Origin of the sequence: Marinovum sp. (assembly GCF_034669705.1) — a bacterium.
Taxonomy (GTDB): Bacteria; Pseudomonadota; Alphaproteobacteria; order Rhodobacterales; family Rhodobacteraceae; genus Marinovum.
The window spans coordinates 16,338-41,945 of the sequence record NZ_JAXMOR010000011.1 but is presented as its reverse complement, the minus strand read 5'-3'; the positions used below and the strand labels follow the sequence as shown (position 1 = coordinate 41,945).

Here is a 25,608-nt window from a genome sequence, read left to right as displayed (position 1 = left end):
TTCACAATTGAACAGGATGAGCATTATATGAACACGGACATTCAACCCAAGAGCCCGGGCTACAGCGTTCAGCCGGTGGTGCGTGCCCTGACGGTGCTGCGCTATATCGCAGCCGGCAACCGGTGTCGCAAGATCAGCCATGCCGCCAAGGCGACCGGCGTCAACCGCACCACGCTGATCCGCATCCTTGCCACGCTCGAGGCCGAGCGCATCATCGAAGCGCTGCCGGACGAGGGCGGCTATCGGCTGGGCACCGGGCTGATCTCGCTGGCCGCCGAGGCGTTGAACGATCGCGGCATCGTGCCCACCGCGCGGCCGGTGCTGTGTCAGCTGGTCGACCAGCTCAAGCTATCGGCCCATCTGGGCGTCCGCGAAGGCCATGAGATCGTCTACCTCGCGCGCGAAACCCCGGTGTCGCACCTGGCCAGCACGGTGCGCGAAGGCACCCGCCTGCCGGCCCATGCCACCACCATCGGACGCATCCTGCTGGCCGAACTCAGCCGCGCGGACCTGCAGGCGCTCTATGCCGACTATCCGCTCGAGGCCTATACCACCAAGACCCGCACCTCGCTCGCGGCGCTGGTCGATCAGCTGGCCGAGGACCGCTCGCGCGGGGTGTCGTGGAGCGTGGCGAACTTCGAGGCCGAAATCGGCTCGGCCGCCGCCCCGGTCTACAACCACCGCGGCGAGGCGGTGGCGGCGATCAATGTCACCGGCCATGCCGGCATTTTCACCGAAGGCACCGAGCAAGCGGCGGCGATCGAGGCGGCGTTGAAATCCGCCGCGCAGCAGATCTCCGAGGCGCTGGGCTATCGGGGCTGGGCCGCCGATCAGATGTAGGCGTAGCCAAAGGCCATGCCGAAATCCTCTGGCCGCAGCGCCGCGGCGCCGCGCCTTGCGTCCCGCAGCCAGAGCCGGCCATGGACCTGCGTCTCGGCCAGATCGACCGTCTTTGGCAGGCTGGCATGATCGCACCACAGCCCGCCCAGCCACTCGCTGCCACGAAAGCTGAGCGTCCCGCGCCCCTCGACCGATTGCAGCGAGAAGTTGCCGTAACAGGTGATCCCGGCAAAATCCCCGCCCTCGGCAAATTGCGCTCCGTCGAAGCGGCCGATGCCACGAAACTCCGCACCCCGGAACGAGGCGCCTGCAAAGCGCGCCCCCTCGAAGCGGGCATCGTTCATGAAGGTCGTGCCGTCAAACCGCGCCGGTCCGGTAATCGTCACCTCGCGGAACCAGCACAGCCCGTCGAACCGCGCGCCAGAGGCGTCGATCCCGCCGGCGAGCTGCGCCCCGGACAGGTCGACACCGTCGAGCGCCAGCCCCGACAGGTCCAGCAGCTCATCGCAGCACACCCCGCGGAAATCGGCGTGGCTGCCGTGCTGCCAGGGCTGGCTCAGCCGCTGGCGTATCTCCGCCGCCGTGCTCATGCCGCCTGACCCAGCGCATCGCCGGCCATGCCGACGATTTCTTCGGCCCAGGGAAAGGCCAGGTCTTCGGCCATCTCCGCACCAGAGGCGTCATGCGCAATCCGCGCGCCCAGCTGCGTGGCGCCGCGGGCGATCATCAGTTCCGCCAGGGTCTTGGGGCCGCCGTTGAAGGTCTCGTCATATTCGCTGTCGCCCATGCCGAAGATGCCGAAATGCACGCCGGTCAGGTCTGGCGCTTTCGCCTCGAGCTTCTCGGCAAAGGGCTGGGCCGAGGCCGGCAGTTCGCCGTCGCCATAGGTCGAGCAGACCAGCAGGTAGAGCGTGCCGGCGTCGAACGCGGAGGGATCGAAATCCGACAGGTTGACCGCCGTGACCTCGTGGTCGGCCTCGAGCTCGGCGGCGATGTCCTCGGCCAGCATTTCGGCATTGCCGGTCTCGGTTCCGTAAAGCACCTGGATGTTCATTGCATGTCCTCCTGTCGGGCGAGGCTCAGCATCTCCTCGCGGGTCGTGATCTTGGCCCGGCAGCGCCCGGGCGGCGGATTGGCGGTCTCGGCGCTGTCAATGCGGCACCAGCCGTCATAGTCGGTATGGTCGCGGCCCTGCAGGATGTCAGCCCCCGGCCGGCTTGGGTCGGGCCGCAGCTCGGCCAGGATACGCTCGGCGAGGGCCTTGGCGTCGGCGCGGTTGTCGGGGATGGTGCCGCGCGGCCCGCGCCGGAACCAGCCGGTGGCGTAAAGCCCTTCGGCCAGCCGGCCCCCGCTCTCCTCGGTCAAAAGCGCGTCACGCGGCAGATCGCCCGGCGTGTCAAAGCCGATGGCGGTCAGCACCGAAGTACAGGGCAGCCGCTCTTCGCCGTCGGTCGTGGCAAAGCGCACCGCCTCGGCCCGTCCCGGGCCGTCGACCGCCAAGGGCGTCAGCCCGAAGCGGAAGGTGATCCGGCGCGGCCCGGCGCCGCCCTCCAGCGCCTTGAGCGCATCGAGCTTCTTTTGCGCCTCGGGGTCGTCGCTCTCGCCGGCCCCGATCACCCGGATCGCGACGCCCGAGAGCTTGCCCAGCTCCTTGATCATCACGGTGTCGAACTTGGCCGCCGCCGCCGGCGAGCGCCCGGTGATGGTGATCTCCTCGATGCCGCTGCCCGCCAGCCAGTCGGTCGGCCCTTGCCCCAGATCAGAGCCCTCCAGCTCGTCCGGCGATTTCGCCAGCAATCGCAGCAGGTCGATCGCCACATTGCCATTGCCGACGATCAGCGGATGCGGCCCCAGGTCGGGCAGTGCCTCGGCCTCGGGGTGCTCGTAAAGCGCCCGCGTCAGCCGGCCCGCGCCGAAGACGCCGGGCAGATCGCCGCCGGGAACCGCGAGCGCCCGGTCGGCCGACAGCCCCGCCGCAAGCACCACAGCGTCATAGGCGCTGCGCAGCGCGTCGAGCGTCACGTCGGAGCCGATGCCGACATTGCCATAGTACCCGGCCCCCTGCCGCTCGAACAGCCGGGCGAACTGGCGGGTCACGGCCTTGGTGCCCTGGTGATCCGCCGCCACGCCGTAGCGTACAAGGCCATAAGGCACCGGCAGCCGGTCGATCAGGTCGACCTGCAGCCCGGGCTCTGCCTTGAGCAGCGCCTGCGCCAGGAAACACCCCGAGGGCCCGGCCCCGATGATCGCGATCTTGCCAGTCATGATGCCCTCACCACCTCTGCGGCCCAGGGGTGCGGTTCGCCGGTCAGATCGGTGTAGATCGCCTTCTGATGCATATAGGCGCGCATTCCCTGACGGCCCTTCTCGCGCCCGATCCCGCTGGCTCCATCTCCGCCGAAGGGGGTCGAGATCGAGAACTGCTTGTAGGTGTTGATCCAGACCGTTCCGGCCCGGATCGCCCGCGCCACCCGCCAGGCACGGGGGAAATCGCGGGTCCAGATGCCGCACGCCAGGCCATAGTCGTTGTCATTGCCCTGGGCGATCACCTCGGCCTCGTCGTGGAACGGCAGCACCGCCAGAACCGGGCCAAAAACCTCGTCCCGGCAAAGCCGGGACTCATTGTCTAGCCCCTCGATGATCGTGGGCAGATAGAAGCTGCCATCGGCATACTGCGAGCCTTCCGGCGCACCGCCACCACAGAGCAGCTTTCCGCCGTCCTCCAGCGCGCGGGCCACATGGCCTGCCACCTCGTCGCAGTGATCGGCGTGTATGAGCGAGGCAACCTGCGTGCCGTCCTCGAACGGGTGACCGACCCGCAGGCGCTTGGTTGCCGCGACCAGCCGCGTGACGAATTGGCCATAGATACCGCGTTGCACGAAGAGCCGCGACCCGGCGATGCAGCTTTGCCCCGTGGAGGAAAACACCCCGAAGAGGATACCCGCCAAGGCCACCTCCATGTCCGCGTCATCAAACACGATGGTCGGCGATTTGCCGCCAAGCTCAAGGCTCACTGGCATCAGCTTGCGCCCGGCTTTTTCGGCCAGGTTGCGCCCCGTCACGGTGCCGCCGGTGAAGCTGATCTTGGCGATATCCCGGTGCTCGACCAGCAAATTGCCGATCTCGCGCCCCGATCCGGGCAGGACCGACAAGAGTCCCTTGGGCAGCCCCGCCTCGTCCGCGATCCGTGCCAGTTCGAGCGCCGTGAGGGGTGACCAGGAGGCAGGTTTCAGGATGACCGCGTTGCCCGCCGCCAGCGCCGGCGCCAGCTTTTGCGCGTCGGAGGCAATCGGCGAATTCCACGGCGTGATCGCGCCCACCACGCCCATCGGCTCGTGCACCGAGAGCGTCAGCGCGGTGCCGCGCTGCGCCGTCAGGTCTTCGTCCATAGTCTCCGCCACGGCGGCGAAATAGCGGAAGGTGCCAGCGGCAGAGGCGGCCAGCGCCGCTGTCTCGGAGAGAGTCTTGCCGGTGTCCTGCGACTGGATCTGCGAGATCCGGCCGATGTTGGCCTCGATCCCGTCGGCGATGGCGGCCAGCACCCGCGCCCGTTCATGCGGCTTCAGCGCCCCCCAGGCGGGCTGCGCCGCCTTGGCGCGGGCAATCGCCTCTTCGCCGTCCTCGGTCGAGGCACCGCGGAGCACCCGGTTGACAGAGCCATCGGCGGGAAACACCGACGCGATCTCGGCGCCGCGCCCCGTGCGCCAGGTGCCGCCGATGAACAAGGCCCCCGAGGGCAGAATATCACGTTCCATTTTCATCAGATCACCACCGGTCCTTTGCGGTTTCGGATTTCGCGCAGCACCGAATAGATCGTCGCCGCGCTGGTCTTGGCGTTGCCGTTCGAGGCCCGGTTGTCGATCCGGATCTCGTAGTCGCCGAGCGGCGACTGCACGCGATAGGCATGGCGGTTGCCGGTTGCGGCCGGATCGGCCACCAGCTCGACCCGCGTCGCATCCATTCCCGCGCCGGCCAGCGCCAAGGTCGCCGCGACGTTGGCGTTTTTCGGAAAGGTCCGCGCCACCTCGCGGGCACTGCCGGAGAAGAAGGTCGCCGCCGTGGTCAGGGCGCCAAGGTCGATGAGGTCTTCGGCCGGCGTGCCCTGCCAGGCCTGCGGCGGCTTGGTGCCGGTATAGCTCACCTCGAGCCCGCCCGCCGGCGCCATCGCCGCCAGCAGATCGATGCCGCCAATCGCCCCCGCCGGCAGGATCAGCCGCGCGCCGCCCTGCTCGGCCGCGGCATGCAGGTCCCGTTCAAGCTCCGGGTCGCTGAGCGCACCGATCGAGACCAAGACCACGTCGATCCCCGCCTTCAGCGCCGGCAGCACCGTCTCGCGCACCGCCGCGTGGCCGGCGCATTCGACCAGCAGGTCGGGCGCGGCGGCGATCAGGTCCGCGACCGTGTCGACCACCTCACCCGGCAGGTCCGGCGCCTTGCCCGGCCGCGCCAGCACCGTCAGGCGAGAGAGCTCCCCAGCGTCCAGCAGGTCGAGCAGCGACCGGCCGATATTGCCGTATCCGACGAGACCGAGATGCATGCCCTACTCCTTCTTGCCCGCGGCGCCCGCCGGCGGTCCGGCAAAGGCCTCGGCAAAGGGACCGATGGCACACATGTCGACCTCGATCAGCCGCGGACCCTCTGCCGCCAGCGCCGCCTGCAGCGCCGCTTCGAAGGCGTCAACGGCGTCCACCCTGACATGCGGCATGCCGATCGAGCCGCAGAAGGTGCCGAACTCCGGCACCGCGACCTTGGAGTAATGCCGGCGGTTGTCGTACTGCGCATCCTGAATGTTCTCGATCACGCCGTAGGCCTGGTCGTTCATCAGCACGTAGACCAGCGGCGCGTTTTCATCGACCGCGGTGATCATCTCGGCCAGCCCCAGCATCGTGCCGCCGTCGCCCAAGAGCGTGATCGCCTTCGACCCTTGCGAGGCCAGCGCCGCGCCGACGCCCATCGCCACCCCCTGACCGATGCCGCCGCCAAGCGCATGCACGCCCTGTTTCGGATCCGAGAGCCGCACGTAGCGGTTGCCGTAGGTCGAGTTCGAGATCGTCACGTCGCGCACCCAGGGGTTGCCGCCGGCGCTCACCGCCTCGCTGATCGCCTCGGCCACCACCGCATAGGGTCCGAGCGTGTCGCGCAACCGGCCCTCGGCCTGGGCGCGCAGCCGCGCAATGTCAAACCGCAGGCCATCGTCGATGGCAAGTGTCTCGGGCAGCAGCTGCAGCACGCGGCGCAGCGTATCGGCGGCATCGCCATGGGCAAAGACATCGACCGGATAGTTCCGCCCGCCTTGGCTTGCATCGGCGTCGATCTGCAGCAAGGGCCGTGGCAGCGGCATCTTGTTGTTTCGGGTCTCGTTGCCGCGCAGGCGCGAGCCCACCACCAGCATCAGGTCGCAGGAACCAAAGAGTTCCAGCGCGTCTGGCCCCATGTTGAAGGCACCGAGGTTGCCGGCCTCTTCTTCCGACACCGTGCCGCGGCCGTTGGTCGAAGTCACCACGCCCACGCCGCGGCGCATCAACTCGCTGGCCTCGGCCACCGCGCCGCGGGCGCCGCCGCCCAGCCAGATCAGCGGGCGCTTGGCGGCCGCGATCCGCCGCGCAATTTCTTCCACCACCGATTGCGGCGCGGTGGGCTTGGTGGGCACCGGCACATGCACCGCCGCCATCACCACCGCGGGGGAGCGTTGCACATCCACCGGGATCTCGAGGCTCACCGGGCCGGAGGGGGCCGAGAGCGCGTCCGAGACAGCAGCCGTCAGCGCGCCGATCGCGCCATTGGCGTCCCACATCCGGTGAACCGATTTCGATACCCCGCGCAGCATCTCGGGCTGGCGCGGCACGTCGTGGATCGCCGCCCTGTCACGGTCTGCATAGCCCAGATCGACCTGCGTCGTGATATGCAGCACCCGGCTGCCCGCGGTCAGCGCCTCGGCCTGCGCACCGGCGGCGTTGCCCGCCGCCGTGCCGGTCGAGGTGAGGCAGACGCCAAGCCCGCCCGAGACCCGCGCATAGGCGTCGGCCATGTTCATCGCGCCGGCCTCGCCGCGCGCCGGCACGAAGCGGATCCGCCCCTGCCGCGCCACCGCGTCGAGGATCGGCATGTTGTGGATCGAGATCACGCCGAACATCACCGACACCCCGATCTCGGCCAGGTAATGCGCAATGAAATCGCCGACCGTGTCGGTCTTGCTGATGGGATCGTGTTTCATGGTCCGCTTCCTCAGATATGACGGGACAGGCCGCCCGAGACTTCGAGCTGTGCACCGGTGATGTAGCTGGCCGCTCTGGACCCCAGAAAGGCGATGGCATTGGCGGCTTCCTCGGCCTCGCCCAGTCGGCCGAGCGGAATGCCCTTCTTCGCCGCCAGTGCGCCGTACCATTCGGCGCGGCTGACCGACTGGTCCTCGCGCTCGGCAAAGCGCCGGGTCCACTGGCCCGAGCCGATGAGCCCCATGAGCACGGAGTTGACCCGCACTTGCGGCGCCAGTTCGACCGAGAGCGATTTCAGCAGGTTCTGCACGCCGGCGCGCGCCGAGGAGGTGCAGACCATATGCGGCTCTGGCTGGTAGGCCAGAAGCGAATTGACCGCGACGATGGCGCCCTCGGCCTCGCGCAGCATCGGCAGGAAGGCCCGCACCGGCAGCACCTGGGAGAACAGCTTCAGCTCGTATTCGGCGCGCCAGTCGTCGTCACTGGTGTCCTCGAAGGTCGAGATCCGGCCCTGCCCCGCGTTGTTGACCAGCAGGTCGCAGCGGCCCCAGGTGTCGCGCACCTGATCGGCGAAGCCCTGCACCGCGTCCTTGTCCAGCACCGAGAAGGCGGAGGTCAGCACGTTGCCCTCGCCGAAGTCGCGCTTGAGCACCGCCGCCACGTCGTTCAACCGGCTCTCGTTGCGGGCGCAGAACGCCACCCGCGCGCCGCTTTCCAGCAGCAGCCGCACGGTGGCGAGGCCGATGCCGGAGGAGCCGCCGGTCACCACGGCCACGCATTTGTCATAGTCGTATCGCATTACGCGGCTCCTTTCGCCTTGGCGCGCAGCTCGGGAAAGCCCGGATCGGGCCGGCCCTGCATCACCGCGCGCTGCGCCGGGGTCGGCGGGCCTGCGGTCATCCACTGGTCCATCTTCTCGGGGTCGTCACGCGGCCAGACCTGCGCCTCATGGGTGGCCTCGTCGATCTGCTGCACCTCCGAGGTGAACTCGATCACGAAACCCGACGGCGAGACGAAATAGGCAAACGGATTGTCGCCCGGCCCGTGCCGCCCCGGCCCCCATGTGGGCACATGGCCCTTCTGTTTCATCCGGCCGATGCCGCGCATGAACTCATCCAGCGTCGGCATTTCAAACGCCACGTGGTTCACGCTGGCATAGTTGCCGCGCACCAGCGCGATGGCGTGGTGGTCGGTGTTGCAACGCAGGAAAACCATCTGGTCGGCGGAATAATCCGACACCCGGAAGCCCAGCACGGTCTCGTAAAACGCCTGTGTCGCCTCCATGTCCGGCGCGTTCAGCACCACGTGAGAGACCTTGCGCGGCTTGGCCCATTCCGGCTCTTCGTCCAGCGTGCGGGCATCGCAGCGGAACCGCAACCGGCGATTGTCAGGGTCCAGCACCTCGAAGCCGTAGCCGCCGGACCAGTCGTCGAACGCCATCGGAGCGCCCAAGACCGGCGCGCCCTTGGCGAGGCATTGCGCGTGCAGCGCGTCCATGGTCTCGCGGTCGGGCATGGCGAAGTGGATGTACTCGATCCCGAAGACCGGCCCGTCCTTCAGCCCATAAAGGAACGCCTCCTCGCCGGTGCCGCGTAACAGCGCCGTGCCGTCCTCGGCATGGGCCAGCTTGAGCCCCCACATGTCCTCGTAGAACGGCAGCGTCTGGGTCAGGCCGGGGCCGCGCATCATGATGCCGCGCAGCGCCTCGGTGCGAATGGTCTCAGTCATCTCGTTCTCCCTCTCCGGTCACACGACCGCCGCGGCGGTCTGGCGCAAGGCTTTGGCAAAGCGCACCGGGTCCTGTTGATAGAGCGCGTGGCCGAGGCCCGGCAGCTCCGTGTATGTTCCGCGCGCCTTGGCGTGCAGCCGGTCATGCACGCGGCGCGCGCCCTCTGGCGGGGTCACCTGATCTTCGGCACCGACGATCACATCAGTCGGCACCCAGAGCCGGTCGGCATCGTCGAGCAGCCGCCCCGAAGCCAGCATCCGCGCCGCCTGGCCATAGCCCGGCATCGAGACCCGGCGCATGGCGGTCTGCACCAGAGCCAGCGCCTCGGGATTGTCCTCGGGCCGGTGCACGAGGCGCGGCGCGCGGGCCTTGGCGAAGTCTTCCGCACCCAGCCGTTCCAGATCGTCGATCCGTGCCTGCGCCGGGGCGCTCAGCGCCTCGCCAGCCGGCACCCCGTGGCCAATGGCGGGGGCGGCGAGCGTCAGATGGCTCACCCGGTCGGCGCGGCCTGCCGCATAGGATGCCGCGATCAGCGCGCCCAGCGAATGGCCGAGCAGCGCGAACTCCGGTACCCGGGCGCGGTCGAGCAACCCGTCGAGCGCCGAAGCGTAGTCCTGCGCCTGCGGCCAAGTCGGGGCCAGCGGCGCCGACCCGCCATAGCCCGGCGCGTTCCAGGCAATCACCCGCAGGGTTGCCGGCAGATGCGGCAGGAGCGGCGTGAAGGAGGCGGCGTTCGACCCGATGCCGTGTAGCAGCACCAAGACGGGCCCGTTGCCGGGGCGTTCGAGATAGCTCAGGCCATCGGAGGTATGTGCGACCCAGCTCATGCGAAAACGAACCCGTTGTTGACCGGCAGCAGCTGCCCGGTGAGCGTCAGCGCGCCCTTTTCGACCAGAAAGGCCACCACGTCGGTGATGTCCTGCGGCGCTTGCGAACCCGGCACCGCGCGGCCTTCGGCATACTGCCGGTGCCGCGCCTCCGGCACGTAGTCGGTGCTCTCGGTGGTCAGGATGCCCGGCGCCACCGCCGTCACCCCGATCCGGTCCGGGCCAAGCTCGCGCGCCAGTGACCGCGTCATCGCGATCACCGCGCCCTTGCTCGCGACATAGGACATCAGCCGCGGCGCGCCCCAGAGCGCGGTATCCGACGCCATGTTGACGATGCGGCCCGAGCCTGACGCCTTGAGCAGCGGCGCACAGGCCCGCACCATCAGCCATGTGCCGCGCACGTTGACCCGTTGCACCAGATCCCAGCTGTCGATCTCGATCTCGTCGTAGGGAACCCCGCCGATGCCGGTGGCAATCGCGCCGTTGTTGACCAGCCCGTGCAATGTGCCGCCCGTCAGCCGCGCGACCTCTTCCCCACAGGCCCGGATCGAACCCGGATCGCCCAGATCGACCGGCACGAACCCCGCGCCGAGCGCCTCGGCCGTGGCGCGGCCCTCTTCCTCGGCGATATCCGCGAGGATCAGGCGTGCGCCCCTGTCGGCGAGCGACCGGGCGATCACTTCACCCAGACCGCGCGCCGCACCGGTGACGAGGATATGACGGCCTGCAAGGCTCATTCCGCCGCCACCTGTTCGCTCTTCAGCTCGGCCTCGATTTGCGCCTTGGCCGCGCGGGTGAGGATCTGCCGGATGCGGCTTACGCCTAGGTCATGCTGATACAGCATCTCGCGCTTGCGGGCGTCGTCGGGCATGCCTTCGAGCATCACCCGGTCCTGCTCGAGCACGTTCCAGTGGTTGGTCTCGAGCACCGCGCGATAGAGAAAGCGCCAGCTTTCGCGCGCCGTGCCTTCCACCTTGCGCATCCGCCAGAAGAACACCCGGCAGGTGGTCTCATCCACCGGCGTGGTAAAGCCGATGATCCGAAAGACGCCCCCCGGCCCCGCCGCCGGCGGATAGGGAATGTCGAGGAAACAGAACATCGAGCCGGGATGGATCTCGAACTCGGTCCAGTCGAAGTTCTCGCCGGTTTGGCCGACGCGCTCGATGCGAAAGCCCTCGTCGGTCTTGTTGAGCTGCATCAGGTCCTGCTTGGACCCGAAGGCCAGCGTGAAACTGTCGGCATGCAGGTAGCAGCCGTGCATCGGGTCGGCGAGGTTGTCGAGCGCGTAGCGGTAGTTGGTCTCCCACAGCGAGGTGCACAGGAAACCGGTCCATGCGTCGCTCGTCATCTCCTTGGGCAGCAGCAGTTCCGGCGGCTCGGGCCGGTCGGCCGAGGGCACATAGACAAAGACCGCGTCGTTGGCCTCCTGCACGGTGTAGGATTGCAGCGCCTTGCGGCCTTCGAGCGCGCATTCCGGCATCGCCGGCACCCGCTGCACCACGCCCTCGCCATCGACCACGACACCGTGGTAGCGGCAGGCGACGTTGCCATCATGCACCTCGCCATAGCTGAGCGGCGCGCCACGGTGCGGGCAAAAATCCTCGAGGCAGCGGATCCGGTCCGATCCGTCCCGCCACAGCACCAGCTTCTGACCCAGGAGCTTCACGCCATGCGGCTTCGAGGTCTTGACCTCCACCGATTTGCAGACCGGATACCACTGGCCCTTCAGGCCTTCGTTCACGCGCTTCTCGATCAGCGCCTTCTTGTCGACGACAGTCATGTGCCTTCTCCCTTGTCTTGGGTGGCCACGCGCGGTGGCCGAAACTTCGTGTAAGCTCAGTGCTCGGCGCGCGGCAGGTAGTGCAGCACCCGGGTCTCGATCCGCACCAGCGCGACATAGAGGCCGTAGCCAATCACCGTCAGCAGCAGGATCGCGTTGAACACCATCGCGGCATTGGCTTGCCCGCCGCCGTAGGAAATCAGGAACCCGAGCCCGGTGTTGCCGCCGACCAGCTCGCCCACGGTCACGCCGATCACGGCGAGGGTGGAGGCGATCCGCAGACCGGCCATCAGGTTGGGCAGGGTCGAGGGCATCTCGATCTTCCAGAACACGCCGAGCCGGCTGAGGTTGTAGGCCCGCGCAAGGTTCACCAGATCACGGTCGACGGTGCGCATCGCCTGCAGCACGTTGACCAGCACCGGGAAGAACACGATCAGCACGGTGACCAAGAGCTTGGGGATCGAGTTATAGCCGAACCACATGATGAAGAGCGGAGCAAAGGCCACCTTGGGCGCGATCTGCAGCGCCAGGATGTAGGGCGAGAGCACCTTCTCCCAGAACTCCGACATGCCCAGCAGATAGCCCAGCACCGCGCCCAGCAGGCTGCCGATCAGAAAGCCCAGCACGGTATAGAGCGCGGTCGACAGGAAGTGGCCGGTGAGCCCCTCGAACCTGAACATCCGCACCAGTTCCGACAGGCAGTCGGTCAGCGTCGGGATGATGAACTTCGGCACGTCCAGCGCGGTCGGCAGGAATTGCCAGGCCAGCAGCACGAGGACCAGCAGCGTCAGGCTTGCGTAGATCGGATTGGAAAGTCGCATGAGACGGGGCCCATCGGTTGCGGGGGCTTTCGCAGCCGGGGAAACGCCCCCGGCCACGGCCTGCGTTGCATCTGTCATTTGATGAACTCGTTGGTATAGAGCTCGTCCACCGGCACCGCCGTGCGCACGAGACCGTTATCGACGTAGAAGGCCTGCACCGCCTTGATCCGCTCTTCGCTGAAGGCACCCAGCGGCTGGTTCTCACCCTCGGGATAGATCAGCTCGGCATAGGCGCGCATGATCGCCTCGATCCCGGCGAGGTTCTCGGAATGCTGCGGCACCAGCTTGACGTATTCCTCGGCCGCGGCCTTGGGATCGGCCGAGATGTCGCGCACGCCCTGCAGCACCGCGTCGACAAATCCCTGCACCACCTCCGGTTTCTCGGCGATGGTCTTGTCAGAGGCGATGATCGCCTGCGCCATGGCCGGAAACACGCTGTCGACCGGCTGCTGGTCCATCGCCACGCCGGCGGCCTCTATCGCCGCGATCCATTCCGGCACGCCCGACATAGCGTCAAGCTTGCCGGCAATGGTCAGCTGGATGATGCCGCCGGGGCCTACGGCCTGAATATCAACGTCATTCTTGGTCAGCCCGACCGAGGCCAGCACACCCAGGAGGTTGTAATAGGTGGTGTCCTGAAACGAGAGCACGCCGATCGACTTGCCCTTCAGGTCGGCCGGGCCGGAGATGCCGGCATCCTCGCGCCAGGCCAGCTGGGTCAGACCCCGGCCGCCCAGAAGCGCCACGCCGCGGATCTCAAGGCCGTTGGCGCGCACGATGATCGGCGTGTCGCCGATGCCCCCGCCAAGCTCGGCATTGCCGAGCGCGACCTGCGTCGCCACATCGGCGCCGCCCTTGCCCACCTGAAAGGTGACGTCGAGACCGTTGGCCTCGAAATAGCCCTTGCCCTTGGCCAGCTGGAACGGCGCGAAGGCGGGCAGGAAATCGGGTGCCGGGAACAGGTAGGTGACCTTGTCGGCAGCCGAGGCAGCACCGGCGGAAAGCGCCAGGGCGGCGGCGGCGACTGTGTTCAGGATGGTATGCTTCATGGTTCGGGACTCCCTGTTCCGAGCGCCGCCTTCAGGCAGCTTTTTCTTCCAGTTTCAGATGCTTGAAGAGCTGCGCGGCATAGTCGGCCACCTCCGGCATGGTGCGGCGGTTGATCGGCTTGTCGCGCTGTGGCAGCTCTACCTTGATTTCGGCCATCACCGTGCCCGGACGTTCCGACAGCACCAGGATGCGGTCGGACATCAGCACCGCCTCGGCCAGGTCGTGGGTGATCAGCAGCGTGGTCTTGCCGGTCTCGGCGATGGTGCCGGCAAAGGAATTCTGCAGCAGCAGCTTGGTCTGCGCATCGAGCGCCGAGAACGGCTCGTCGAGCAGGATGATCTCGGGATCGATCGCCAGCGTCCGCGCCAGCGCCGCGCGTTGCCGCATGCCGCCGGAGAGCTGGTAGGGATAGTGGTTCTCGAAGCCGGCCAGCTGGCAATGCGCCAGCTCCGCCATCGCCCGTTCGCGGCGTTCGGCCTTGGCCACGCCGCGCGCCTCGAGCCCGAACTCGACATTGTTGAGGATCGACCGCCACGGCAGCAGCAGGTCCTTCTGCAGCATGAAACCGACATGCGAATTCGGCCCGGTGACCGCCCGGTCCGAGACCAGCACCTCGCCCTGGGTCGGCTGGTAGAGCCCGGCGGTCATCGACAGGATCGTCGACTTGCCACAGCCCGACGGCCCCACGACCGAGACGAACTCGCCCGGCTCGACCCTGAAGCTCACATCCGTGACGGCGGTCAGCCGCGCGCCGGAGTTGGTGGTGAACTCCTTGGTGACATTGCGGAACTCAAGCGCCATAACCGTGCTCCGCATAGGCGGCGTCGAGCTCGGCATTGGTCGCCGACAGTTCCTCGTGCAGCAGATCCGCGGTCCAGTCGGTGCGGCCAGAGCGCGGCGCCTCGACGCAGCGGTCGGCCAGTTCGGTGGCGACCGCGTCCCAGTCGTGACCGACCGCGCCATAGACCTCCATCAAGGCTGTGGCAAAGGCGGTTTCGCGCGGCTCGAGCGCACGGCCGCGGCATTGATGCGCCAGCGCCGGGCGGCTGGTGTCCGCGGCGCGCTGAGCCAGTCTGTCCTTGAATGCATCCATGACGCGTCTCCCTTGGCTGTGTGACGTCTCGCCCGACGTCGCATCTTGATGTTCAAATGCGAACACTGTGTTCACAATTGATGTTAGCTGAAAGGCCCCCGGGTGAGTCAAGTGCTTTCGCAAATATTCTCGGGGGCTCCCGGCCGGTGTCTCCTCCTGCACAACATCTGTGCAAGCCTTTGAATTTCAACGCAGATCATGATGAAATCCGAGGCGCGCGCCAACCCCTCCCAAGGCAGCGAAACGGACCTCCGCGGTGCGGCGGCTCAGACCGCCACACCGGTTATTCTTGGCCTGTCACAGGCTCAGGCGGCTTCGTAGACAACACCATCCTCTTGCGCGGTGCCGATCACGTGCCAGACCGTCGCGGCGCCGGCCCCGTCATTGCGGATCCAATGCTTGCGGCCGGCCGGGGTCTTGACCAGATCACGTGGGCCAAGCTCGACCTCCACGGTCTCGCCGTTGTCTTCCCAGCCGACGGTCAGGCTGCCTTCGAGCACCAGAAACGCATCCTCGACCTCGCGGATAAACCCTTTGATGCCGACGCGCGAGGGCACACCCCACATTTCCTTGCGGCAGGTGTCATGCTCCAGACCGCCTGCACCGACATAAACCTTGCGGGTAAAGCCCGCCTTTTCCCAGATCGTCGGCTGGTCGGCATGGCGAATGACGTATTTCGCCATTAGCTGCTGCAGCGGATGTTCGCCCTCGGGATCGAACTTGAGGGTCTCGCCCGGCTTGGCGCCGAACGCCCGCGCCAGCTCGGGGGCATGTTCCTTGGGATGGTAGTGATAGACCGGCGGCAGCGGCTTGCCGACATCGACCGAAATCGTCATCAGCACCGGCTCGACGCCGTCGACCCGAAAGCCATGGCCGATCTCGCGGGCATTCAGGATCATGTCCTTGGGCCCGAGGTTGACCTCGACCACCTCGCCATCCTTTTCCCAGCCGACGATCAGCGCACCGTCGATGATCAGAAAGCTCTCTTCGATCTCATGGCTGTGGCAGGCGGCGTATTTGCCCGGCTCCTTGTAGATCAGCGAGACGGTGAAATTGTCGGCCTTGAGGGTCGAGGTGTCGCCCACCTTGGGCGAGCCGCCGGCGCCGACATACCGCATCTGCGCGCGGGACAGGTCATCGAACCCGGCATTCGAGGGAAAGGCGTTCCAGTCGAATTCCTTGTCGGTAAAGCGGCCGGTATGGGCCTTGAGGTCTGCCGCGAGCGGCGATGCGGTAGCGCGCATGTTCATGTCGGTGTCTCCTTGGTCCGTGGCCTGCACGTGTCTGTGCTTCAAAGGTAGCGCGACCGCGTTTTGCCTGATACACACCGTTTTATGGACAAAACAGATTCCGACGAAGACCGCTATCTCGTGCCCGGGCTGATCCGGGGATTCGCGGTGCTCGACATCTTTGCCGCCGACCGGCCGGAGCTGACCCTGTCAGAAATCGCCCGCGCGCTCGACCTCAGCCGCTCGGCGGCGTTCCGCACGGTCTATACGCTGGCGCACCTGGGGTTTCTGCTGCATGACGCCCGCCGCCAGACCTATGCGCTGGGGCCGGCGGTGCTGCGGTTGGGGCATGGCTACATGGCCTCGCGCGAATTGGTGCAGATCGCCCTGCCCGAGATCGAGCGGCTGCGCGACGACACCGAATGGTCGACCCATCTGGGCGTCCGTGACGGGCGCAGCGTGCTCTACATGCTGCGGGTCGCCAGCCGCACCGGCATGGGCAGCATCGTGCATGTCGGCAGCCGGTTGCCGGCGGCGGCGACCACCATGGGACGGGTGCTGCTGACCGATCTCGACGAAGACTCGCTGGTCGCGCTTTATCGCGACGAGCAATACGACCACGCGCCAAGCGGCACGCCACAGAGCATGGCGACGCTGCTCGAGCAATGGCGGGCGGACCGTGGCCGCGAGGTGGTGGTGCAGCTCGGCAGTTTCGAGCGTGGCATGGCCTCGGTGGCGGCACCGATCCGCGACCTGTCGGGCGGCATCGTCGGCGCAATCAACGCCACCCGCGCGATCGAGGTGCCAGAAGCCCCCGACGCGCGGCTGATCGAGGCGGTCACCGGCTGCGCCCGGGCGATCTCGCGGCACCTCGGGCGGGCGTAGAGGACCGGGTCAGACGTCCTGCGGATGCAGCACGACGCGGGTGTCCATCGGCACCTGATCGTAGAGTTCGATCATCTGGTCGTTGACCAGCCGTGCGCAGCCATTCGAGACCCGCTGCCCCAGGGTCGAGGGCTCATTGGTGCCGTGGATGCGCAGGAACGTGTCGCCGCGTTCGGGATCGAACAGGTAGAGCGCCCGCGACCCCAGCGGATTGTTCAGCCCGCCCGGCATCCCGTCGGCATATTGCTGATAACGCTCCGGTTCGCGCTCCAGCATGCCCGGCGTCGGCGTCCAGCTGGGCCATTCCTTACGGGCACCGACATAAAACTCGCCCGCCTCATAAAGCCCGGGCCGGCCGACGCCCACCACATAGCGCATCGCCCTCTGGTTCGGCAGCGTCCAGTAGAGCGCGAACTCGTCCGGCACCACATGTATCTCGTAGGGTGGCAGATCGGCGAAGAAATCGATCTCGCGCGGCAGCAGCGCGGGAGGAAGATCATAGGCGGGAAGTTGCTCCGGGGGATGCGCCAGCGCGGGGGTTCCGGCTCCGAGCACGGCCGCGCCAAGCGCGCCGCCAACAAACTGTCGTCTCTTCATGGGTCTGCCTTTCTTCTAGCCTGCAGGGCTGTGAAACGCGCCGCCGCTGGTCCGGTTCCAGCAGGCCGCACCGCTGCGCGAGCCCGGCGGCCGTCTCTGGCAATCTACGCAAGATTTCCGCCGCAGCCTGTCACGTTGATGCGATGTCGCCGCGAGCGCGCCGCCGGGAAATCTGCGCCGGCCCCGGCCCGCGGCGGGAACCCATCGCGCCCTGGCTTGTTGAACCTGCGGCACCCGAAACTTGGCTCCCACCCGGGTGGACCGCGAGGGGCTGATCTCCTGTACCGGCGTGCCGCGTGACGAGTGATGTGTGAGAGATCAGCCCACGGCCAGTCCAGCGCCCGGGTGATTTGAAACAGGGAGCCGCGACGCACCCCGCAGTCGCATCCCGCAGCCAGGAGGCGCCGGAATGGCCGCTTTAGGAACTGACCCACACCACCCCGCCGTCGACGCCCGGCCCCAGCCGCCGAGCGCCGCGCTGGCGATCTTTCATGTCCCGTTCTGGGCGCATTGGCGCGGTCTCTGGCCTGCTCCGGAGGATTCGGCCTCGGAGATCACCCTCTCGCCGCACACCCCCGACGCGCCGGGCGACACCGATCCCGAGGGGCTGGCCAGGCTCGAGGGCTTCGAGGGGTTCTTTGCCGATACCGCTGAGCCCTGGCGCAAGGGCGCGTCATGAGGCCGCCGTGCGACTGACCGGCGCCTCTTGCCCCGGAAGACCAGTGTCTGGCCGGGGTTTCTCTCCGTTCATCTCCAGTGAAAAGGTACGATTGCATGACTGACCAGACCAAGGGCAACGGTGGCGAGATCCATCAAACGACCACCGAGGCCGAACGGACAATGACCACCGCTCAGGGCGCGCCGGTGGCCGACGATCAGAACTCGCTCAAGGCCGGGCCGCGCGGGCCGGTGCTGCTGGAAGATCACGTGATGCGCGAGAAGATCTTCCATTTTGACCACGAGCGTATCCCAGAGCGCGTGGTCCATGCCCGCGGCTACGGCGCGCATGGTTATTTCGAGCTGACCGACCCGATCCCGGAACTCTCCGCCGCCGACCTGTTCCAGCGCAAGGGCGAGAAGACGCCGGTGTTCACCCGGTTTTCGACCGTCGCCGGAAACAAGGGCTCGCCGGACCTCGCCCGTGACGTGCGCGGATTTGCGGTAAAGTTCTACACCAAGGACGGCAACTGGGATCTCGTCGGCAACAACATCCCCGTCTTCTTCATCCAGGACGCGATCAAGTTCCCCGACTTGGTGCATGCCGCCAAGCCCGCGCCCGACCGTGGCTTTCCGCAGGCGCAGACCGCGCATGACAACTTCTGGGATTTCATCTCGCTGACCCCGGAAGCCACGCATATGGTGATGTGGATCATGTCAGACCGCGCCATCCCGCGCTCCTTCCGCTTCATGGAGGGCTTCGGGGTGCACACCTTCCGTCTGGTCGACAGCGAGGGCAAATCGACCTTCGTCAAGTTCCACTGGAAGCCCAAGCAGGGCCTGCAGTCGGTGGTCTGGAACGAGGCGCTCAAGATCAACGGCGCCGATCCCGATTTCCACCGCCGCGACCTCTGGGCCGCGATCGACAGCGGTGATTACCCGGAATGGGAGCTGGGCGTTCAGGTCTTTGACCAGGAATTCGCCGACAGCTTCGAATTCGACGTGCTCGACGCCACCAAGATCATCCCCGAAGAGCAGGTGCCGGTGCGCATCATCGGCCGCATGGTGCTCGACAACAACGTCGAGAACTTCTTTGCCGAGACCGAACAGGTCGCCTTTTGTACCCAGAACATCGTGCCCGGCATCGATTTCACCAATGACCCGCTGCTGCAGGGCCGCAACTTCTCGTATCTCGACACCCAGACCAAGCGGCTTGGCGGGCCGAATTTCACTCATATCCCGATCAATGCCCCGCGCTGCCCGGTGCATCACTTCCAGCAGGACGGCCACATGGCGATGCACAACCCCAAGGGCCGCGCCAACTACGAGCCCAACAGCTGGGGCAAAGACGGCGGCCCGCGCGAGAACCCCAGCCGCGGCTTTCAGAGCTATCGCGAGCCGATGGAGGGCGAAAAGCTGCGGATCCGCCCCGAGAGCTTTTCCGACCACTACAGCCAGGCGCGGCAGTTCTACATCAGCCAGACGCCGCTCGAGCAGAAGCACATGGCCGACGCGCTGACCTTCGAGCTGTCCAAGGTGCAACGGATGGACATCCGCGAGCGCATGGTGGGCCACCTGCGCTGGATCGACGACGGGCTGGCGCAGCAGGTGGCCGATGGCATCGGCCTGAAAGCGCTGCCTGACAAGGCGGTGCCGGCGCGCGAGCCGGTGACCGGGTTGGCTGAGTCGCCCGCACTGTCCATCCTCAAGAACGGCCCCGACAGTTTCGCCGGCCGCAAGCTGGGCATCTACCTCGCCGAAGGCTCCGACGCCGATCTGGTCAACGCGCTGAAGGCGGCCGCCAAGGCCGAGGGCGCGATGGTTGAAATCGTGGCGCCGCATGTCGCCGGCGCGACCCTGTCGGATGGCAGCCATATCGAAGCCGACCAGAAGATCGATGGCGGCCCCTCGGTGCTCTATGACGCGGTGGCCATCGTGCTGACCGAAGCGGCCGGCAAGACCCTGGCCGAGGACAAACCAAGCCAGGACTTCGCCAGCGACGCCTTTGCCCATGCCAAGTTCATCGCCCATACCGACGGCGCATTGCCGCTTTTCAAGTCCGTGGGCGTTGCCGAAAAGATGGACGACGGTTTCTGCGCGCTGTCTGACAGTGATGCCTCGACGCGGTTCATCGAGATGTGCCGCAAGCTGCGGTTCTGGGATCGCACCCCGGTCAAGGCCGCCTGAGCGCGCTGACCCACGGGCGGTCCGGGGTCTCCTCCCCGGACCGCCGCACGTTTCCCAGCTTGGCTTCCCGTGCCGGCGCACGCTACAAGCGCCCCGACCCCCACGGACCGGAGCTGCGTGATGACCCCCTCTGCCCCACGTGACGGCTGGACGCCGCTCGAGACCGCGCAGTGCAGCGCCGCCATCGGCCCGCTGGGCGCGATCCTGCATGACCTCACCTTTCACCTGCCCGGCGGTCGCAGCTTTGCGCCCATGGCCGAGGCCGCGTGGAGCGGCACCGTCCGCCCCGAGGATCTGCCGGGACTGTCGCCGCATCTGGCCGAGCTGGGCGGCGAATGGCCCTGCGTGCCCTTCGGCACCTCCGCTCCCGACCCGCAGCACCACGGCTACGGCAGCAACGCCCGCTGGCAGCTCGATCACAGCGACGGCGCCAGCGCCCGCATGTCGATCGACTATCCCGCGGGCCATGATGTCGCCCGGCTGGAGCGCGAGGTGCGCCTGTCGTCTGACGCACCGAGAGCAGAGTTCACCCTGACGGTCACCCCGGCGCGCGACTGCCTGCTGCCGATCGGCCTGCACCCGATCTTTCGCCTGCCCGACGGCGGCGCCGGGGTCACCCTCGATTGGACCGGCGGTGCAGAGGCCAGCACCGTGCCGGCCGCGCTGGCCCCGGCGGGCATGGGGCTGCAGCCGGCCACCTTGGTACAAAAGGGCGGCAGCCTGCCCACGCGGGACGGCGGCGCGCTGCGGTTTCCCGAGGCGTTCCCGCGTCACCGCGAGGCGCTGGTGCAAATCTGGGACTGCGACGGCGAGGCGGAACTGCGCTATCCGGACGAGGGGGCCGGTGTCAGGCTGACGTGGTCGGCCGACGACCTGCCGCATTGCCTGCTCTGGCTCGCCAATCCCGGCACCGAGATCCCCGGCTTCGGGCAGTTCACCGGCATGGGCGTCGAGCCTGTCTCGAGCCTGTTTGACGGGGGCGTCACCCCCTTCGACCCCAGTCTTCAAGGCCGCCGCGCCGGGGTGCAGCTGCGCGCCGGCACGCCCTGGACGACCCGCTACGAGATCAGCGCCTTTGCCTTGACCGACAGCTGAGCGGCGTCACAGGCAGGCCAGCGTCACCCAGATCGCGGTTTCCGACACCAGCTGCGCCGCGCCCAGCACATCGCCGGTCTGGCCGCCGATCCGACGTCGCGCCTGCCAGCCAATGAGCGCGGTCACAAGCCCGCAGGCCAGAAGCGGCCAGGGCCAGAGCACCAGCGCCACCAGCGCCAAAATCGCAAGGACGCAACGCGCCGCGCGGCTGCGGCCGGCGGCCCTCCGTCCCATGCCATCGGCCCGCGCGGGCGGCAGCGCCTCCTGCAGCGCCACCATCGCCGCCCGACTCAGCACCGCCGCGACGATGAAGTCCAGGGGCCCCGGCGCGGCCTCGGCCACTGAGACTGCCCAGAGCCCCGCCACCACGATCATCGCCAGCACGCCGTAGCTGCCGATCCGGCTGTCGCGCATGATCTCGAGTGCATGGGCCCGGTCGCGCCCGCCGCCGATGCCGTCAGCATAATCCGCCAGCCCGTCGAAATGCAGCGCCCCGGTGAGCAGCGCCAGCAGCGCCAATGCAAGCAGCGCCGCAATCGCCGGCGGGGCACCAAGCGCCGCAGCGCCGGCAAAGCCCGCCCAGGTCAGCCCGCCGATCAGCGCGCCAACGGCCGGAAAGGCCCAGCGCGCCGCCACCAGCTCCGGCACGGCGCCAAAGGTCTGCCCGGCCGGCAGACGCGTCAGCAGCATCACCGCCAGCTGCACCTCGGCCAGCCGGGCGCGCAGGCTCATCCGTCCGAGACCCCGGCCTCGGCAAAGGTCGCCATGCCGTTGTGACAGGCCAGCGCCGCGCGCAGCACGCCAAGCGCCAATGCGGCGCCGGAGCCTTCGCCGAGTGCCATGTCGAGCGACAGGATCGGCCGCTGGTTCAGCGCATCAAGCAGGCGGGCATGGCCCGGCTCGCGGCTGACATGGCCCACCACGCAGTGATCGAGAAACCGCGGATCGCAGGCAAAGAGCGGCACCGTGGCCGCTGTGCAGATAAAGCCGTCGAGGATCACCGGGATGCGCCGCGCCCGCGCCTCGAGCACCGCACCGCAGATCGCCGCCTGCTCGCGCCCGCCGAGCCGCGCGAGGATGTCGAGCCCGGCGGCCCCGGCATGGCGCGCGCAGGCGCGGGTGATGGCGCCGGTCTTGCGCGCCATCCCGTCGGCGTCGGACCCGGTGCCACGCCCGACCCAATCCGCTGCCGCACCGCCGAAGGCACCCATCGCCAGCGCCGCGGCGACGGTGGAATTGCCGATCCCCATCTCGCCCAGCACCAGCACTGCGGCCTCGGGGTCAACCGCCTCGGCGCCGCGCCGCATCGCCGTCAGGGTCTCGTCCTCGGACATCGCCGGGCCTTCGGTGATGTCACCGGTGGGCCGGTCCAAGGCGAGCGCGATCACCGAGAGCGTGGCGTCATTGGCAAGGCAGAGCTGGTTGATCGCCGCGCCGCCCTGCTCGAAATTGGCCACCATCTGGGCGGTGACCTCCTGCGGGAACGGGTTCACCCCCTGCGCGCAGACCCCGTGGTTGCCGGCAAAGACCAGCGCCTGCGCCCGGTCGATCTGCGGCCTTTCCCGGCCCTGCCAGCCGGCCATGAAGATCGCCAGCTCCTCGAGCCGACCCAGCGCGCCGGGCGGTTTGGTCAGGCTGTTCTGCCGCGCCAGCGCGGCCTCGGCGGCCTCGGCATCGATCTGCGGCAGGCGGCCGGCCAGAGTGGCCACCGCCGCCAGCGTTGCGGAGTCAGAAAGTATCGTCACTCGGTTTCACCCTCATTGGCAGGCCGGCCACCGCCAGCCAGACTTCATCGCAGGCCGCGGCCACGGCCTGATTGACATGGCCGGCAGCATCGCGAAAGCGCCGCGCCAGCCGGTTCTCGGGCACGATGCCCAGACCCACCTCATTGCTGACAAGGATCACCGGCGCGGATTGCGCCGCCAGCGCCTCGACCAGCGCGTCGGTGGCGGCGCGCCAGTCGGCCTCGTCGAGCATCAGGTTGGTCAGCCAGAGCGTCAGGCAATCCACCAGCCGCGGCGCGCCACCGTCGCTGTCGCGCAGCGCCCCCGCCAGATCCACCGGCGCATGCAGCTCCTGCCAGGCCGCGCCGCGGCGGGCGCGATGGGCGGCGATGCGGTCGGCCATCTCGCTGTCGCCCGCGTAGACCCGCGCGGTTGCGATATAGATCGCGCGGCCCGTGGGCTGCAGCGCCCTGCGTTCGGCCAGCGCGGATTTGCCCGACCGCGCGCCACCGGTGATGAGTATCGACTTTTGCATTGCCGCGTGGGAAAGCATTTTCCGACGTGAAAAGAAAGCCAGAAAGCCGACCTGTTGCAGACCAATACGCCATCCAGCGGAGAACTCGTGCTGATCCGCCATGCGCCCGCCGCCGTGCCGGGGCGGCTCTACGGCTGCACCGACGTCGCGGCGCGGATCGATCCGGCGGCGATCTCCGCGCTCAAGGCGCGGCTCGGTGACGTGGCGCAGGTTATCAGCAGCCCGGCGCAGCGCTGTCGCCAGACCGCCGAGGCCCTCTTCGGCACCAGCCTTGAGGACGCGCGGCTCTGGGAGCAGGACTTCGGCGCCCATGACGGCCTGCCCTTCGAGGCGTTGCCAGATCTCGGCATCCTCAGCGCTGCGGCGCTGGCCCGCCATGCGGCACCGGGCGGCGAGAGCTTTGCCGATCTCTGCACCCGGACCGCGCCGGCGCTGGCCCAGCACGGCGCGCAGGCCAACTGGGGTGGCCCGGTTGCGCTGGTGGTGCATGCCGGGGTGATCCGGTCCGCGCTGGCGCTGGTCATCGGCAGCGTGCCCGGCGCGCTGGCCTTCGAAGTGGCACCGCTGTCGCTGACCCGGCTGCGCTGCGGGGCTGACGGCCCGGTCTCGGTGATCGAGGTCAACCGCCAATGAGGCCGGTGACGGTGCAGGGGCATTTCGGCGAATGGCTGCAGGGCCGCATCGGATCCGACGGCCCGGTGGCGCTGGTCACCGTGGTCTGCCCGGCGCTGCAGGTGACCGCGCCCGGTGACGGTGCGATGCCGTTTTCGCCAGAGGATCTCGCGGCCTTCGCCACCAGGCTCGGCCTCGGCGCCCTGCCCGGCGCCAGCCGCAATTTCGAACTGGGGATCGGCGCCGGGGCCTCGACCGCGACGCTGGTGGCGCTGGCGCGGGCGGCAGGGTTCGACGGCGCGCCCGAGGCGCTGGCGCGGGCCTGCATCGCCATCGAGGGCGCCAGCGATCCGCTGATGTTTGCCAGCCCCGACCAGCTGCTCTGGGCCTCGCGCCGGGGGCAGGTGCTGCGTGATCTGGCCCCGCCGCCGCGCGCCGTGGTGCTCGGCGGGCAATGGGGCGCGCCGCAGCGCACCGAGGCCGGAGACGCGGATTTCGACGATATCACCGATCTTGCCACCGACTGGATGGCGGCGAGCCAGAACCGCGACCTGCCCCGCGCGGCGGCCATCGCCAGCGCCTCTGCCGCGCGCTGCACCGCGCGCCGGGGGCCGGGCGATCCGATGGCGGATCTGGCGCGTGAGCTGGGCGCGCTGGGGGTGATCCGGGCGCATACCGGCTCGGCCCGCGGGCTGGTCTTTGCGCCGGGAGCCCTGCCGGCACAGGGCGCCGCGGCCTTGGCAGAGGCCGGGCTGACCGGGGTGCTGAGCTTCGAAACGGGGGCGCCATGAGCTTTGCCGCGATGATGCTGGGCGGCATGGTGCTCGACCTGGCGCTGGGCTGGCCGGGCTGGCTTCATGCCCGGATCGGCCATCCGGTGACCTGGCTGGGGGCGGCGATTTCCTCGCTGGAGCACCGGCTCAACACCGGCACACGCCCCCGGCGGCTGGGTGGTGGCGCGCTGACGGTGGTGGTCGTTGTGGTCTTGGCGGGCTTGCCGGCGCTGGCGATCCAGCGGGTCTTGCCGGGCGGTTGGCCGGGCGTGGCCCTCGGCGCGCTCTGTGCCTGGCCGCTGATCGCCCTGCGCTCGATGCACGCGCATGTGGCCGACGTTGCCCGCCCGCTGCAGGCCGGCGACCTCGCCGGTGCGCGCCGGGCCGTCAGCATGATCGTCGGCCGCGATCCTGCCCGGCTCGACGCCCCTGCCGTCGCCCGCGCCGCCACCGAGAGCCTGGCCGAGAACACCTCTGACGGAATCGTCGCGCCGCTGGTCTGGGGCGTGCTGCTGGGCCTGCCGGGGATCGCAGCCTACAAGGCGATCAACACGATGGATTCGATGATCGGCCATCGCACCGCCCGCTATGAGGCCTTCGGCAAAGCTGCCGCCCGGCTCGACGACGCGGTGAACTGGCTGCCGGCGCGGCTGACCGGGCTGCTGTTTGCGCTGGTCTCCCGCCGGCCCGGGCGCGCCGCAGGGGTGATGTGGCGCGACGCGCCGAAACACCGCTCGCCCAATGCCGGGTGGCCCGAGGGCGCCATGGCCGGCGGGCTCGCCATCCGCCTTTCCGGTCCGCGGGTCTATGGCGCGGCCGTCGCCCGCGAACCCTGGCTCAACCCCGGCGCGCCGGACCCCACGCCGCAGGACCTGGCCCGAGCGCTGGCGCTCTATCGCCGCGCCATGCTGCTTTGCGGGCTTGCGCTGGCCGGGCTGGCGCTGCTCTAAGGCGGCCAT

The 25,608-nt window shown here is 68.4% G+C and carries 28 protein-coding genes; 8 read left to right on the top strand and 20 right to left on the bottom strand.

The features are described 5' to 3' along the window. Positions 1-27 precede the first annotated feature (27 nt). The gene (locus VOI27_RS09915) at positions 28-840 is read left to right on the top strand and encodes an IclR family transcriptional regulator (RefSeq protein ID WP_323765176.1); all 813 of its coding nucleotides are present in this window, start codon (positions 28-30) and stop codon (positions 838-840) included. Here the strand turns inward: VOI27_RS09915 and VOI27_RS09910 are convergent. The 16 genes from VOI27_RS09910 to VOI27_RS09835 form a co-directional block, all read right to left on the bottom strand. Further along, positions 831-1,430, bottom strand: a complete 600-nt coding sequence (locus VOI27_RS09910; protein ID WP_323765175.1) for a pentapeptide repeat-containing protein — start codon at positions 1,428-1,430, stop codon at positions 831-833. The two genes, VOI27_RS09915 and VOI27_RS09910, sit on opposite strands and share 10 nt — an antisense overlap. Further along, positions 1,427-1,894 (bottom strand): flavodoxin domain-containing protein, encoded by a 468-nt coding sequence (locus VOI27_RS09905; protein ID WP_323765174.1) that lies wholly within the window; start codon positions 1,892-1,894, stop codon positions 1,427-1,429. Before VOI27_RS09905 ends, VOI27_RS09910 begins: the two co-directional genes overlap by 4 nt. Further along, the gene (locus VOI27_RS09900; RefSeq protein WP_323765173.1) at positions 1,891-3,105 is read right to left on the bottom strand and encodes an FAD-dependent oxidoreductase; all 1,215 of its coding nucleotides are present in this window, start codon (positions 3,103-3,105) and stop codon (positions 1,891-1,893) included. The genes VOI27_RS09905 and VOI27_RS09900 overlap by 4 nt, the downstream gene beginning before the upstream one ends. Continuing rightward, positions 3,102-4,601 (bottom strand): aldehyde dehydrogenase, encoded by a 1,500-nt coding sequence (locus tag VOI27_RS09895; protein ID WP_323765172.1) that lies wholly within the window; start codon positions 4,599-4,601, stop codon positions 3,102-3,104. The genes VOI27_RS09900 and VOI27_RS09895 overlap by 4 nt, the downstream gene beginning before the upstream one ends. Continuing rightward, on the bottom strand, positions 4,601-5,377 hold the full coding sequence (locus VOI27_RS09890) for an aspartate dehydrogenase (protein ID WP_323765171.1): 777 nt from the start codon (positions 5,375-5,377) through the stop codon (positions 4,601-4,603). Before VOI27_RS09890 ends, VOI27_RS09895 begins: the two co-directional genes overlap by 1 nt. A 3-nt stretch (positions 5,378-5,380) precedes the next feature. Continuing rightward, complete coding sequence (locus VOI27_RS09885) at positions 5,381-7,054, bottom strand: thiamine pyrophosphate-binding protein (RefSeq protein ID WP_323765170.1); 1,674 nt, start codon at positions 7,052-7,054, stop codon at positions 5,381-5,383. An 11-nt stretch (positions 7,055-7,065) separates the two neighbouring features. Continuing rightward, positions 7,066-7,854 (bottom strand): SDR family oxidoreductase, encoded by a 789-nt coding sequence (locus VOI27_RS09880; RefSeq protein WP_323765169.1) that lies wholly within the window; start codon positions 7,852-7,854, stop codon positions 7,066-7,068. Next, the gene (locus VOI27_RS09875; protein ID WP_323765168.1) at positions 7,854-8,783 is read right to left on the bottom strand and encodes a VOC family protein; all 930 of its coding nucleotides are present in this window, start codon (positions 8,781-8,783) and stop codon (positions 7,854-7,856) included. Before VOI27_RS09875 ends, VOI27_RS09880 begins: the two co-directional genes overlap by 1 nt. 18 nt (positions 8,784-8,801) lie before the next feature. Continuing rightward, positions 8,802-9,611, bottom strand: a complete 810-nt coding sequence (locus VOI27_RS09870) for an alpha/beta hydrolase (protein WP_323765167.1) — start codon at positions 9,609-9,611, stop codon at positions 8,802-8,804. After that, positions 9,608-10,348 (bottom strand): SDR family oxidoreductase, encoded by a 741-nt coding sequence (locus tag VOI27_RS09865; protein WP_323765166.1) that lies wholly within the window; start codon positions 10,346-10,348, stop codon positions 9,608-9,610. Before VOI27_RS09865 ends, VOI27_RS09870 begins: the two co-directional genes overlap by 4 nt. Next, complete coding sequence (locus VOI27_RS09860) at positions 10,345-11,391, bottom strand: aromatic ring-hydroxylating dioxygenase subunit alpha (RefSeq protein ID WP_323765165.1); 1,047 nt, start codon at positions 11,389-11,391, stop codon at positions 10,345-10,347. The genes VOI27_RS09865 and VOI27_RS09860 overlap by 4 nt, the downstream gene beginning before the upstream one ends. Before the next feature lie 56 nt (positions 11,392-11,447). Continuing rightward, positions 11,448-12,212, bottom strand: coding sequence for an ABC transporter permease (locus VOI27_RS09855; protein WP_323765164.1), 765 nt, complete (start codon positions 12,210-12,212; stop codon positions 11,448-11,450). A 74-nt stretch (positions 12,213-12,286) separates the two neighbouring features. After that, on the bottom strand, positions 12,287-13,261 hold the full coding sequence (locus VOI27_RS09850) for an ABC transporter substrate-binding protein (protein WP_323765163.1): 975 nt from the start codon (positions 13,259-13,261) through the stop codon (positions 12,287-12,289). A gap of 31 nt (positions 13,262-13,292) precedes the next feature. Beyond that, positions 13,293-14,063, bottom strand: coding sequence for an ABC transporter ATP-binding protein (locus VOI27_RS09845; protein WP_323765162.1), 771 nt, complete (start codon positions 14,061-14,063; stop codon positions 13,293-13,295). Continuing rightward, entirely contained in the window at positions 14,053-14,355 is a 303-nt protein-coding gene (locus VOI27_RS09840; RefSeq protein WP_323765161.1) for a recombinase-like helix-turn-helix domain-containing protein, read from the bottom strand. Before VOI27_RS09840 ends, VOI27_RS09845 begins: the two co-directional genes overlap by 11 nt. A 305-nt stretch (positions 14,356-14,660) precedes the next feature. Further along, positions 14,661-15,605, bottom strand: a complete 945-nt coding sequence (locus VOI27_RS09835; RefSeq protein ID WP_323765160.1) for a cupin domain-containing protein — start codon at positions 15,603-15,605, stop codon at positions 14,661-14,663. An 84-nt stretch (positions 15,606-15,689) separates the two neighbouring features. On the opposite strand from VOI27_RS09835, the gene VOI27_RS09830 reads away from it, so the two are divergent. Then, entirely contained in the window at positions 15,690-16,469 is a 780-nt protein-coding gene (locus tag VOI27_RS09830; protein WP_323765159.1) for an IclR family transcriptional regulator, read from the top strand. Between the two features lie 9 nt (positions 16,470-16,478). Here VOI27_RS09830 and VOI27_RS09825 read toward each other — a convergent pair whose 3' ends face one another. Then, positions 16,479-17,066, bottom strand: a complete 588-nt coding sequence (locus VOI27_RS09825; RefSeq protein ID WP_323765158.1) for a L,D-transpeptidase — start codon at positions 17,064-17,066, stop codon at positions 16,479-16,481. Between the two features lie 409 nt (positions 17,067-17,475). On the opposite strand from VOI27_RS09825, the gene VOI27_RS09820 reads away from it, so the two are divergent. The 3 genes from VOI27_RS09820 (at position 17,476) to VOI27_RS09810 (ending at position 21,005) form a co-directional block, all read left to right on the top strand. Beyond that, complete coding sequence (locus VOI27_RS09820; RefSeq protein ID WP_323765157.1) at positions 17,476-17,745, top strand: hypothetical protein; 270 nt, start codon at positions 17,476-17,478, stop codon at positions 17,743-17,745. Between the two features lie 95 nt (positions 17,746-17,840). Beyond that, positions 17,841-19,910: a catalase gene (locus tag VOI27_RS09815; RefSeq protein WP_323765156.1), complete on the top strand. Its 2,070-nt coding sequence runs from the start codon at positions 17,841-17,843 to the stop codon at positions 19,908-19,910. A 120-nt stretch (positions 19,911-20,030) separates the two neighbouring features. Beyond that, entirely contained in the window at positions 20,031-21,005 is a 975-nt protein-coding gene (locus VOI27_RS09810) for a hypothetical protein (protein ID WP_323765154.1), read from the top strand. 6 nt (positions 21,006-21,011) lie between these two features. On the opposite strand, the gene cobS is transcribed toward VOI27_RS09810, so the two are convergent. Genes cobS through cobU form a run of 3 tightly spaced genes read right to left on the bottom strand, consistent with a single transcriptional unit; the run spans position 21,012 to position 23,264 of the window. Next, positions 21,012-21,737, bottom strand: coding sequence for an adenosylcobinamide-GDP ribazoletransferase (gene cobS / locus VOI27_RS09805; protein ID WP_323765153.1), 726 nt, complete (start codon positions 21,735-21,737; stop codon positions 21,012-21,014). Next, positions 21,734-22,750 (bottom strand): nicotinate-nucleotide--dimethylbenzimidazole phosphoribosyltransferase, encoded by a 1,017-nt coding sequence (gene cobT / locus VOI27_RS09800; RefSeq protein ID WP_323765152.1) that lies wholly within the window; start codon positions 22,748-22,750, stop codon positions 21,734-21,736. Before cobT ends, cobS begins: the two co-directional genes overlap by 4 nt. Further along, positions 22,734-23,264 carry a bifunctional adenosylcobinamide kinase/adenosylcobinamide-phosphate guanylyltransferase gene (gene cobU, locus VOI27_RS09795; protein ID WP_323765151.1) on the bottom strand — a complete coding sequence of 177 codons (531 nt, stop codon included), beginning with the start codon at positions 23,262-23,264 and terminating at the stop codon, positions 22,734-22,736. The genes cobT and cobU overlap by 17 nt, the downstream gene beginning before the upstream one ends. Positions 23,265-23,318: 54 nt before the next feature. On the opposite strand from cobU, the gene VOI27_RS09790 reads away from it, so the two are divergent. The 3 genes from VOI27_RS09790 to cbiB are packed head-to-tail and all read left to right on the top strand — an operon-like array spanning position 23,319 to position 25,599. Further along, positions 23,319-23,897, top strand: a complete 579-nt coding sequence (locus tag VOI27_RS09790) for a histidine phosphatase family protein (RefSeq protein ID WP_323765150.1) — start codon at positions 23,319-23,321, stop codon at positions 23,895-23,897. Next, the gene (locus VOI27_RS09785; RefSeq protein ID WP_323765149.1) at positions 23,894-24,667 is read left to right on the top strand and encodes a propanediol utilization protein; all 774 of its coding nucleotides are present in this window, start codon (positions 23,894-23,896) and stop codon (positions 24,665-24,667) included. Before VOI27_RS09790 ends, VOI27_RS09785 begins: the two co-directional genes overlap by 4 nt. After that, on the top strand, positions 24,664-25,599 hold the full coding sequence (gene cbiB, locus VOI27_RS09780) for an adenosylcobinamide-phosphate synthase CbiB (protein ID WP_323765148.1): 936 nt from the start codon (positions 24,664-24,666) through the stop codon (positions 25,597-25,599). Before VOI27_RS09785 ends, cbiB begins: the two co-directional genes overlap by 4 nt. Positions 25,600-25,608 lie beyond the last annotated feature (9 nt).